Raw genomic sequence first — 11,402 nt, 5'->3', positions numbered from 1 at the left:
AGGCCGCCATGTCCGAGACGTTGCTCAGTTCCCGCAATCTGGCTTTCGAGCTGTATGAAGTCCTTGATGCCGAGGGCCTGACCCAGCGCGAGCGGTTCGCCGAACACAATCGCGAGACCTTCGACGCCGCCATTGGCACGGCCCGCAGCATCGCCGAAAAGTACTTCGCGCCACACAACCGCAAGAACGACGAAAACGAACCCCGTTACGAAAACGGCCAGGCCGTGCTGATTCCCGAGGTGAAGCCGGCGGTGGACGCGTTCCTGGAAGCGGGCTTTCTGAACGCCGCACGCAGCTTCGACGCTGGCGGCATGCAATTGCCGACGTTGCTCTCGCAAGCCTGCTTCGCGCATTTCCAGTCAGCCAACGCCGCGTCCACCTCTTATCCGTTCCTGACCATGGGCGCGGCGAACCTGATCGAGAGCTTCGGCAGCGAGGAGCAGAAGCAACGCTTCCTGCAACCGATGATCGACGGCCGCTTCTTCGGCACCATGGCCCTGACCGAACCCCATGCGGGCTCGTCGCTGGCGGATATTCGCACGCGAGCGGAGCCGGCAGCCGACGGCACCTACCGGCTCAAAGGCAACAAGATCTTCATTTCCGGCGGCGATCATCCGTTGTCGGAAAACATCGTGCACATGGTCCTGGCCAAACTGCCGGACGCCCCGCCGGGGGTGAAGGGCATCTCGCTGTTCATCGTGCCCAAGTTCCTGGTCAATGACGACGGCAGCCTCGGCCAACGCAACGATGTGCTGCTGGCCGGGTTGTTTCACAAGATGGGTTGGCGCGGCACCACCTCCACGGCGCTGAACTTCGGCGACAACGGCGAGTGCGTCGGTTACCTCGTCGGGAAACCGCACCACGGCCTGAGCTATATGTTCCAGATGATGAACGAGGCCCGGATCGGCGTCGGCATGGGCGCGGTCATGCTCGGTTACGCCGGCTACCTGCATTCCCTCGAATACGCCCGCGAACGTCCGCAGGGCCGGGTCCCCGACAGCAAGGACCCGACCACCGCCCCGGTGGCGATCATCCAGCACGCCGACGTGCGCCGCATGCTGCTGACCCAGAAGGCCTACGTCGAAGGCTCGTTCGACCTGGGCCTGTACGCAGCGAGGCTGTTCGACGACACCACCACCCTCAAGAGCGAAGTCGAGCGCCGGCAGGCCCATGAATTGCTGGACCTGCTGACGCCCATCGTCAAATCCTGGCCCTCGGAGTTTTGCCTGAAGGCCAACGAACTGGCGATCCAGATTCTCGGCGGCCACGGCTACACCCGCGAATACCCGGTGGAACAGTATTACCGCGACAACCGCTTGAACCCGATCCACGAAGGCACCCATGGTATCCAGTCCCTGGACCTGCTGGGGCGCAAACTGGCGCAGAACGGCGGCGCCGGTCTCAAGCAACTGATCCGCCTGGTGGCCGACACCACCGAGCGCGCCCAGGCGCACCCGTCGCTGACGCCGTTGCGCCAGCCACTGGAAGCCCTCGTGGCGCGCCTGCAGACCGTCACCCTCGGGCTGCTGACAGACCTGGCCCAAGGCAAGGTCAACAGCAGCCTGGCCAACTCGGCGCTGTACCTCAAGGTGTTTGGCCATATGGTGATTGGCTGGCGCTGGCTGGAACAGGCGATTCGCGCCGAGGAAGGCCTGGCCAGGGGGAATACCGCGGACAGCGACTTCTATAGAGGCAAGCTGCAAGCGGCGCGCTACTTCCTTACCTGGGAAGTGCCGGGTTGTCATCATGAGCTGGCGATTCTCGAGGCGCGGGATGATACGTGCCTGGGGATGCGGGATGAGTGGTTCTGAGCCAGCGCTTGTGGTGCAGCTGACATCCAATCGCGAGCAAGGCTCGCTCCCACAAGAATTCCAAATGGACGCGACATCTGCGTTCACCACGATCCATTGTGGGAGCGAGCTTGCTCGCGAAAGCGATGGATCAGGCAAATCAATTGCACCTGACATACCGCCTTCCCGCGCAAGCTCGCCCCCACAATCAGATCGTCACCAGGCCTTGGCCTTCAGGCCTGCTGGATCGTCTTGGCAATCACATCGACCGTGGCGCTGACTTGCTCTTGGTAACGGTCGAGTTCCGCCTGATGCTGCTTCTGCATATCGATCTGCTGCGAACACAGATTCATGGCCGCCAGGACCAACAAACGATCACCGATCAGCGTCGGGTATTTGCGCTTGGTATCGGCCAGCGCAGCCTTGAGCATCGCGGCCGCGTCCAGCAAGGCCTGCTCCTGCCCGGCCGGCGCCTTGATCGAATAATCCTCTCCCAGGATCGAGATGACCGTCACCCCCTCGGCGCCGTGCCTCATGCGCTGACAGGACCGGCGCTGGCGCGCTCGATCAAGGCCTGGATGCGGGCGGCGGCAGTGCCGTGCAGTTCTTCCTGCTCCATCAGGCTCAGTTGCAGACTCTCGTTTTCATCCTTGGCCCTGGCGAGGTCCGCGCTCAGGGTTTCGTTCAGGCCAGTGAGGTGGCGATTCTGTTGCACCAGGTCATTGACCAGTTGCTCCAGCTGGCTGAGGGATGTTTCCAACATATTGATTTCCAGGGTTTTTCAGGGGGCGCGTACGATAAAGAAAAGTCATCGGCGACGCCACGGTTACGGGCAGCGGTGCTTCGCTGACGAGTTTTAGAGACTGCGATTCAGGGATCTGGTTCCTACCCTTCGTCGCGCCACCGCCCTTGAGCCGCGACAAAAGCCCGCAGCGCCCTCAAGACTTCAGGTGCATGACCGATAAGTCCGGTATATCCGTCACAGCCCGCACGGAAGCGCTTCCATCCGGTACTTTCCATGTCTCTACGTAATATGAATATCGCCCCGCGGGCGTTCCTGGGGTTTGCCCTGATCGGCGCCCTGATGCTGATCCTCGGGGTGTTTGCCCTGGCCCAGATGAGCAAGATCCGCACGTCCGGCGAGAACATCGTCCAGAACAGCGTGCCCAGCATCAAGGCCCTGGACGAGTTCACCCAGCTCACCTTGCGCCTGCGGGTGCTGTCCTATCGTCTGCTGGTGAACCGCGAACCGGACATCCAGCAAAAAACCTACGAGCTGTTCGAACAACGCAACCAGCAGATCCGGGCCGCCCAGGCCACCTATGAAAAGCTCATCAGCGCCCCGGAAGAACGGGCCGCCTACGAGCAATACGTGCAACTGCTGGGGCAATACCGTCAGCTCGAAGAGCGGATGAAGACCCTGTCGCGCAATAACCAGATCGATGAGCTGCGCACGCTGCTCAACACTGAGCTGCTGACCAATTCCGATGCCATCAACGTGGTGATCAACCGCCTGATGGAGATCAACAACCAGCAGGCCGAGCACCTCAACCAGAGCGCTGTGCAACAGTATTCAACGGCGTTCACCTGGGTCGTCGCGCTGCTGGTCATCGCCACCGGCCTGACCCTGCTGTTCGCCTGGCTGCTGACCAACAGCATCACCCGGCCGATTGGCAGCGCGCTGCAAGCCGCCGAAGAAATCGCCAAGGGCAACCTGACCCGGCCCGTGCTGGTCGATGGCAGCGACGAAGCCGGTCGCCTGCTGCGGGCGATGGCGACCATGCAGGACAAACTGCGCGACACCTTGCAGCGCATCTCCGGCTCGGCCACGCAACTGGCCTCCGCCGCGGAAGAACTCAACAGCGTCACCGACGAAAGCGCCCGTGGCCTGACCCTGCAAAACAACGAAATCGAGCAGGCCGCGACCGCGGTCAACGAGATGACCAGTGCCGTGGAAGAAGTGGCCCGCAATGCGGTCAGCACCTCCGAGGCCTCTAAGAATGCCACCACCTCCGCTGGCGATGGCCGCGACCTGGTGCAGGAAACCGTCGGTGCCATCGAACGCATGAGCGCCGATGTGCAAAGTACCGCGACGCTGATCGGCAACCTGGCCGACGAATCCCGGGACATCGGCAAAGTACTGGACGTGATCCGCGGCCTGGCCGATCAGACCAACCTGCTGGCGCTCAACGCGGCCATCGAAGCCGCCCGTGCCGGTGAAGCCGGTCGTGGTTTCGCCGTGGTGGCGGACGAAGTGCGCGCCCTGGCGCATCGCACCCAGCAGTCGACCAGCGAAATCGAACGCATGATCGGCAGCATCCAGAACGGCACCGAACAGGCCGTGGATTCGATGCGCAACAGCACCGAGCGCGCCGAGTCGACCCTGAACATCGCCCGCGGCGCCGGCCTGTCCCTGGACACGATCAACACCGCCATCGTCGAGATCAACGAACGCAACCTGGTGATCGCCAGCGCCGCCGAAGAACAGGCGCAAGTAGCTCGTGAAGTCGACCGCAACCTGGTGAACATCCGCGACCTGTCGGTGCAATCGGCCACCGGCGCCAACCAGACCAGCGCCGCCAGTGCCGAACTGTCGCGCCTGGCCGTCGACCTTAACAGCATGGTGGGGCGCTTCAATCTTTAAGACCCTATCTGCCTTTGTGGCGAGAGCTTCCTGTGGCGAGGGGATTTATCCCCGATCGAGTGCGAAGCGCTCGCCATCGATTTGTATGGCAGCAAAGATTTTGGGGCTGCTTCGCAGCCCAACGGGGATAAATCCCCTCGCCACAAAGGGCAGTACCAATCCCATGGCCGCAGATGGCTATCCAAGGTTTCATCGCTCCCTCGTTCAAAAGCTTTTTTGACAGCAGCGCATTTCAACAGGTTAGAATCGCTGGCACGCAGACTGCATGGTCAGTCTGTGTCCGCCCTTAAGCTTTTCCGGAGTACTGCCTTTGACTGCGACGACCATCAACAGCCTGTTCTTGATCGGCGCGTTGCTGGTGAGTGCGAGCATTCTGGTCAGTTCTCTTTCGTCCCGCCTGGGCATCCCGATCCTGGTGATCATCCTGGCCGTGGGCATGGCAGCCGGTATCGACGGCGCCGGTATTCTGTTCGACAACTACGCCACGGCCTACCTGGTCGGCAACCTCGCCCTGGCTGTCATCCTGCTGGACGGCGGTTTGCGCACCCGGGTCTCGAGCTTTCGCGTGGCGCTCTGGCCAGCGTTGTCGCTGGCCACGGTAGGCGTGCTGATTACCACTGGGCTGACCGGCCTGGCGGCGGCGTGGCTGTTCAACCTCAACCTGATCCAAGGCTTGCTGATCGGCGCCATCGTCGGCTCGACCGACGCCGCGGCGGTGTTCTCGCTGCTGGGCGGCAAGGGCCTGAACGAGCGGGTCAGCGCCACCCTCGAGATCGAGTCTGGCAGCAACGACCCCATGGCGGTGTTCCTGACCGTCACCCTGATCGGCATGCTCGCCAGCGGCGAAACCGGCCTGCACTGGAGCCTGCTCGGACACCTGGTGCGCGAGTTCGGCATCGGTGCGGTACTCGGCCTGGGCGGTGGCTGGTTGATGCTGCAATTGGTCAACCGTATCCACCTGGCCAACGGTCTCTACCCGATCCTGGTGATCAGCGGCGGCCTGGCCGTATTCGCCCTGACCAACGCCTTGCACGGCAGCGGTTTCCTCGCGGTGTACCTGTGTGGCCTGGTGCTGGGCAACCGCCCGGTGCGCAGCCGCCACGGCATCCTGCACATGCTCGACGGCATGGCCTGGCTGGCCCAGATCGGCATGTTCCTGGTGCTGGGGTTGCTGGTCACGCCCCACGACCTGCTGCCGATCGCCCTGCCCGCCCTGGGCCTGGCCCTGTGGATGATCCTGTTCGCCCGCCCGTTGTCGGTGATGGTGGGCCTGCTGCCGTTCAGGGCGTTCCACGGTCGCGAGAAAGCGTTCATTTCCTGGGTCGGCCTGCGCGGCGCGGTGCCGATCATCCTGGCGGTGTTCCCATTGATGGCCGGCCTGCCCCACGCCCAGCTGTACTTCAACCTGGCGTTCTTCATCGTGCTGGTGTCGCTGCTGGTGCAGGGCACCAGCCTGCCATGGGTCGCCAAGTTGTTGCATGTCACTGTCCCACCCGAGCCGCTGCCGATTTCCCGGGCCGCACTGGAAGTCCACGTCACCAGCGAGTGGGAGCTGTTCATCTACCGCCTGGGCAAGGAAAAATGGTGCATCGGCTCGCCCCTGCGAGACCTGAAAATGCCCGAAGGCACCCGCATCGCAGCGCTGTTTCGCGGCCAGCAACTGCTCCATCCGTCGGGTAGCACGGTGTTGGAAGTCGGTGATTTGCTGTGTGTCATCGGCCACGAACACGACTTGCCGGCCCTTGGCAAACTGTTCAGCCAGGCACCGCAACGGGGCCTGGATCTGCGCTTTTTCGGCGACTTCGTACTGGAAGGAGATGCCCAGTTGGCTGCGGTTGCGGCGCTGTACGGGCTGAAGCTCGACGGCATCGATCCGGACATGTCCCTGGGCCGTTTCATTGCCCAGAAAGTCGGCGGCGCGCCGGTGGTCGGCGACCAGGTGGACTGGAACAATACCCTGTGGACCGTCGCGGCCATGGACGGGAACAAGATCGGCAAAGTGGGCGTCAGATTCCCCGAAGGAAGTCGCCCGGGTCCCGGCTTGTTCCTCTAAACTGCTCCCACTCTCACTTGCTCGACCGGTCTCTATGCCTACCCTGCGCTCCTTTTTCGCCGCCGCCCTGCTGGGCCTGAGTCTCTCCGTCTGCACCCTGCAAGCTGCCGAAGTGCCCGCCCGTGAGTCGGTGCAGGCCAACCTGGACAAGATCGCCGACCGCAAGCTGCCGGAAGCCGACCAGAAGGCCTTGCAAGCGGTGCTGCAAGGCACCCTGACCCAGCTGAACAACAAGGCGGACTACGAACAGAAGCTGCACGCCCTCAAGCAACAACTGGCCAACGCGCCGAAACAGAACATCGAAAACCAGCGCGAACTGGCCCGGCTCAAGGGCACCAGCGTGGTGCCGGTGGCGCAACGCTACGCCAACCTGCCGATCCCCCAACTCGAACAGATGCTCGCGGAGCGCTCCACCCAGCAGGGCGATCTGCAAAAAGCCCTGGCCGACGCCAACAGCCTGATCATCACCGCCCAGACCCGCCCCGAGCGCGCCCAGGCTGAAATTTCCAGCAGCCAGACCCGCATCCAGCAAATCAACGCCATCCTCAAGGCCGGCCGGGACGCCGGCAAGCCCCTGAGCGGCGAACAGCGCGACCAACTCAATGCCGAACTGGCCGCGCTCAACGCCCTGATCCCGTTGCGCCGCCAGGAACTGGCCGGCAATAGCCAGTTGCAGGACCTGGGCAACGGCCAGCATGACTTGCTCACGGAAAAGATCGACCGCATGGAGCAGGAAATCCAGGACCTGCAAAACCTGATCAACCAGAAGCGCCTGGCCCAATCCCAGGAGACGGTGACCCAGCAATCCATCGAGGCCCAGAAAGCCGGGAGCAGCAGCCTGCTGGCCACCGAAAGCGCCGCCAACCTGAAGCTTTCCGACTACCTGCTCAAGAGCACCGACCGCCTCAACGAAGTCACCCAGCAGAACCTGCAAACCAAGCAACTGCTCGACAGCGTCACCCAGACCGACGCGGCCCTGGACGAGCAGATCAGCGTGCTCAAGGGCAGCCTGCTGCTCTCCAAGATTCTCTACAAGCAGCGCCAGACCCTGCCCCGGCTGAAGCTGGATCAGAACCTGGCCGACCAGATCGCCGACATCCGCCTGTACCAGTTCGAAGTCAGCCAGCAGCGCGAGTTGCTGAATAACCCCAGCGCCTATGTCGACAGCCTGCTGGCGTCGCAACCGTCGGAGCAGGTCACGCCGCAACTGCGCAAGACCCTGCTGGACCTGGCCCTGACCCGCGTGGACCTGCTGGAGCGACTGAACCGTGAGCTGAGCGCGGTCCTCAACGAATCCATCACCTTGCAGCTCAACCAGAAGCAACTGCTCAGCACCGCCCAGAACCTGCGGGCCACCCTCGAAGAGCAGATGTTCTGGATCCCCAGCAACAAGCCGCTGGACCTGGAATGGTTGCGCGCAGTGCCGGCGCGGCTGGAAAAACAGGTCGATTCGTTGCCCTGGGCCTCGAGCCTCAGCGAACTGGCCGACGGCCTGACTCAACGGCCGCTGCTGTTCCTGCCCCTGGCGTTGCTGATCGGTGCCCTGCTGTGGCGGCGCAAGAGCCTGTACGCGCGCCTGAACAAGGTTCACCAGGACGTCGGCCACTTCAAGCGCGACAGCCAACTGCATACCCCCCAGGCGATCCTGATCAACATTCTGCTGGCAATGCCGGTGGCTCTGGCACTGGCGCTGTGCGGCTACGCCCTGCAGATCGACGCCCGCGGCCAGAACGCCAACCTTGGCGCGGCGCTGTTGCAGATCGGCCAGGCCTGGCTGGTGTTCTACACCGCCTATCGAGTGCTGGCGCCGGGCGGCGTAGCCGAGCTGCATTTCCGCTGGGAGAAACCCCAGGTCGAATTCCTGCAAGGCTGGATCCGCCGCCTCGGGCTGGTGGTGCTGGCGCTGGTGGCCGTGGTGGCGGTGGCCGAGTTGCAACCGGCGGCCCTGGCCGACGACGTGCTGGGCATGCCGGTGGTGCTGACCTGCTACGCGCTGATGGCGTGGCTGCTCAGCCGCTTGCTGCTCAGCAGCCCGACGCACAAGAACACCTCGCTGTTTCGCAAGGCCGTCGGGGTGATGTTCACGGCCTTGCCGATCGCGCTGTTCGTGGCCGTGTGCTTCGGCTACTACTACACCGCGCTGAAGCTCAGCGACCGCTTGATCAACACCCTGTACCTGCTGATGTTCTGGCTGGTGATCGAAGCCACGTTCGTGCGCGGCCTGTCGGTGGCGGCGCGGCGCCTGGCCTACCAGCGCGCCCTGGCCAAGCGCCAGGCCGCCAAGGAAGCCGGCGACGGCGAGGCGGTGGTCGAGGAACCGACGCTGGACATCGAAAAGGTCAACGAACAGTCCCTGCGCCTGATTCGCCTGGCTCTGCTGGGCGGTTTCATGGCCGCGCTGTACTGGGTCTGGTCGGACCTGATCAGCGTGTTCTCGTACCTGGACAACATCACCCTCTACGAATACACCAGCGGCACCGGCGCCAACATGAGCATGGTGCCCATCAGCATCGGCGACATGCTCGGCGCCCTGATCATCATCGGCATCACGTTCGCCCTGGCCCGCAACCTGCCGGGCCTGTTGGAAGTCTTCGTGCTGTCGAAGCTGAACCTGGCCCAGGGCAGCGCCTATGCCACCACCACGCTGCTGTCCTATGTGATCGCCGGTGTCGGTTTCGTCACCACCCTCTCCACCCTCGGCGTGAGCTGGGACAAACTGCAATGGCTGGTGGCCGCGCTGTCGGTGGGCCTGGGCTTCGGCATGCAGGAAATCTTCGCCAACTTCATTTCCGGGATCATGATCCTGTTCGAGCGCCCGGTGCGCATCGGCGACACCATCACCATCGGCAACCTGTCGGGCACGGTCAGCAAGATCCGCATTCGCGCCACCACCATCACCGACTTCGACCGCAAGGACATCATTGTCCCGAACAAGACCTTCATCACCGGGCAACTGATCAACTGGTCGCTGACCGACACCGTCACCCGGGTAACCCTGAAACTGGGCGTCGACTACGGCTCGGACCTGGACCGTGTCCGCGAACTGCTGCTCAAGGCCGCCCGCGAAAACCCACGGGTGCTCAAGGAGCCGGAACCGATCGTGTACTTCCTGAACTTCGGTGAAAGCACCCTGGACCACGAGTTGCGCATGCACGTGCGCGACCTCGGTGACCGCAACCCGGTGCTGGACGAGATCAACCGCTTCATCAACCGCGAATTCAAGAAAGAGCACATCAACATTTCGTTCCGGCAGATGGAGATCTACCTGAAGAACCTGCACGGCCAGGAGTACAAGCTGGTCCCGGCCGAGCCCGACAACAAGACGCTCTCGCCCGTGCCTTCGACCGTCGCCAGCATCAAGCCGGTCCCCGAACCACCGCAACAGACACTCGACTGATCGCGGGGTGCCTTGAGGCATCGCGCCGGAGACGGCCATGAAAACGCTGGAAACCCTGACCTTCGACAACCGCTTCGCCCGCCTGGGCGACGGTTTCTCGGCCCATGTGCTGCCCGAGCCGATCGACAATCCCCGGCTGGTCGTCGCCAGCCCGGCCGCCATGGCGTTGCTCGACCTGGACCCGGCCGAAGCCCAGTCATCGTTGTTCGCCGAGCTGTTCGGCGGGCACAAGCTGTGGGCCGAGACCGAGCCTCGGGCGATGGTGTATTCGGGGCACCAGTTCGGCCATTACAACCCGCAACTGGGCGATGGCCGCGGGCTGCTGCTGGGTGAGGTGTACAACGAAGCCGGCGAGCATTGGGACCTGCACCTCAAGGGCGCCGGCCAGACCCCTTTCTCGCGGATGGGCGATGGCCGCGCGGTGCTGCGTTCGTCGATCCGCGAATTCCTCGCTTCCGAAGCCCTGCACGCCTTGGGCATCCCCACCACTCGCGCGCTGTGCGTGATTGGCTCGGACACCCCGGTCTGGCGCGAAAAACAGGAGCGCGCCGCCATGGTCCTGCGCCTGGCCCCCAGCCATGTGCGCTTTGGTCACTTCGAGTATTTCTACTACACCAAGAAGCCCGAGCTACAGGCGGCCCTCGCCGAGCACGTGCTGAACCTGCACTTTGCCGAATGCCGTGAACAGCCGGAGCCGTACCTGGCGATGTTCCGCGAAATCGTCGAGCGCAACGCCGAGCTGATTGCCAAATGGCAGGCCTACGGCTTCTGCCATGGCGTGATGAACACCGACAACATGTCGATCCTGGGCATCACCTTCGATTTCGGGCCGTTCGCCTTCCTCGATGACTTCGACGCCCACTTCATCTGCAACCATTCCGATGACCAGGGCCGCTATTCATTCAGCAACCAGGTGCCCATCGGCCAGTGGAACCTCAGCGCCCTGGCCCAGGCCCTGACGCCTTTCATCAGCGTCGAAGCCCTGCGCGAAACCCTTAGCCTGTTCCTGCCGCTGTACCAGGCCCACTACCTGGACCTGATGCGCCGCCGCCTGGGCCTGACCTGCGCCGAAGAGGACGACCAGGCACTGGTGGAGCGCCTGCTGCAATTGATGCAGAACAGCGGCGTCGACTACAGCCTGTTCTTTCGCCGGCTGGGTGAGCACGACCCCGAACAGGCCATCGCGCAACTGCGTGATGACTTTGTCGACCTCAAGGGCTTCGACGCCTGGGGCGAACTGTACGTCGCCCGCGTCGGCCGTGACGGTGCGCCGGACCAGGCCCAGCGCCAGGCCCGCATGCACGCGATGAACCCGCTGTATGTGCTGCGCAACTACCTGGCGCAAAACGCCATCGATGCCGCCGAGGCCGGCGACTACGACGAAGTCCGCCGCCTGCACACGGTGCTGAGCAAACCGTTCGAAGCACAACCGGGCATGGACCGCTACGCGCAACGTCCGCCGGAGTGGGGCAAGCACCTGGAGATCAGTTGCTCTTCGTGATGCCGTTCCACAGTAGC

Annotated in this window: 7 protein-coding genes; 5 read left to right on the top strand and 2 right to left on the bottom strand. The window is 63.4% G+C overall.

Annotated elements, in window-relative coordinates; translation table 11 throughout:
- The first annotated feature begins 8 nt into the window (after window positions 1–8).
- Entirely contained in the window at window positions 9–1,811 is a 1,803-nt protein-coding gene (locus V3H56_RS02330) for an acyl-CoA dehydrogenase (protein ID WP_338474176.1), read from the top strand.
- A gap of 212 nt (window positions 1,812–2,023) precedes the next feature.
- On the opposite strand, the gene V3H56_RS02325 is transcribed toward V3H56_RS02330, so the two are convergent.
- Both V3H56_RS02325 and V3H56_RS02320 read right to left on the bottom strand, forming a co-directional pair.
- Window positions 2,024–2,326 carry a cell division protein ZapA gene (locus V3H56_RS02325; protein WP_338474175.1) on the bottom strand — a complete coding sequence of 101 codons (303 nt, stop codon included), beginning with the start codon at window positions 2,324–2,326 and terminating at the stop codon, window positions 2,024–2,026.
- Complete coding sequence (locus tag V3H56_RS02320) at window positions 2,323–2,553, bottom strand: hypothetical protein (RefSeq protein ID WP_042727912.1); 231 nt, start codon at window positions 2,551–2,553, stop codon at window positions 2,323–2,325. Before V3H56_RS02320 ends, V3H56_RS02325 begins: the two co-directional genes overlap by 4 nt.
- A 255-nt stretch (window positions 2,554–2,808) precedes the next feature.
- Here V3H56_RS02320 and V3H56_RS02315 point away from each other — a divergent pair, with 255 nt between their 5' ends.
- From V3H56_RS02315 to V3H56_RS02300, 4 genes are all read left to right on the top strand, one after another.
- Complete coding sequence (locus V3H56_RS02315) at window positions 2,809–4,434, top strand: methyl-accepting chemotaxis protein (protein ID WP_338474174.1); 1,626 nt, start codon at window positions 2,809–2,811, stop codon at window positions 4,432–4,434.
- A 310-nt stretch (window positions 4,435–4,744) separates the two neighbouring features.
- Window positions 4,745–6,487, top strand: coding sequence for a potassium/proton antiporter (locus V3H56_RS02310; protein WP_042727914.1), 1,743 nt, complete (start codon window positions 4,745–4,747; stop codon window positions 6,485–6,487).
- Window positions 6,488–6,521: 34 nt separating this feature from the next.
- Window positions 6,522–9,884 (top strand): mechanosensitive channel MscK, encoded by a 3,363-nt coding sequence (gene mscK, locus V3H56_RS02305; protein WP_042727915.1) that lies wholly within the window; start codon window positions 6,522–6,524, stop codon window positions 9,882–9,884.
- Window positions 9,885–9,921: 37 nt separating this feature from the next.
- Window positions 9,922–11,385, top strand: a complete 1,464-nt coding sequence (locus V3H56_RS02300) for a YdiU family protein (RefSeq protein WP_047736098.1) — start codon at window positions 9,922–9,924, stop codon at window positions 11,383–11,385.
- Window positions 11,386–11,402: the final 17 nt, after the last annotated feature.

Origin of the sequence: Pseudomonas sp. MS646 (genome assembly GCF_036693845.1) — a bacterium.
GTDB lineage: Bacteria > Pseudomonadota > Gammaproteobacteria > Pseudomonadales > Pseudomonadaceae > Aquipseudomonas > Aquipseudomonas chlororaphis_E.
This window is presented reverse-complemented; position numbering and strand designations above follow the sequence as displayed.

Bases quoted from the DNA above. Each gene is read 5' to 3' on its own strand.
- V3H56_RS02330 (WP_338474176.1), top strand. From the start codon at position 9: ATGTCCGAGACGTTGCTCAGTTCCCGCAATCTGGCTTTCGAGCTGTAT.
- V3H56_RS02325 (WP_338474175.1), bottom strand. From the start codon at position 2,326: ATGAGGCACGGCGCCGAGGGGGTGACGGTCATCTCGATCCTGGGAGAG.
- V3H56_RS02320 (WP_042727912.1), bottom strand. From the start codon at position 2,553: ATGTTGGAAACATCCCTCAGCCAGCTGGAGCAACTGGTCAATGACCTG.
- V3H56_RS02315 (WP_338474174.1), top strand. From the start codon at position 2,809: ATGTCTCTACGTAATATGAATATCGCCCCGCGGGCGTTCCTGGGGTTT.
- mscK (WP_042727915.1), top strand. From the start codon at position 6,522: ATGCCTACCCTGCGCTCCTTTTTCGCCGCCGCCCTGCTGGGCCTGAGT.
- V3H56_RS02300 (WP_047736098.1), top strand. From the start codon at position 9,922: ATGAAAACGCTGGAAACCCTGACCTTCGACAACCGCTTCGCCCGCCTG.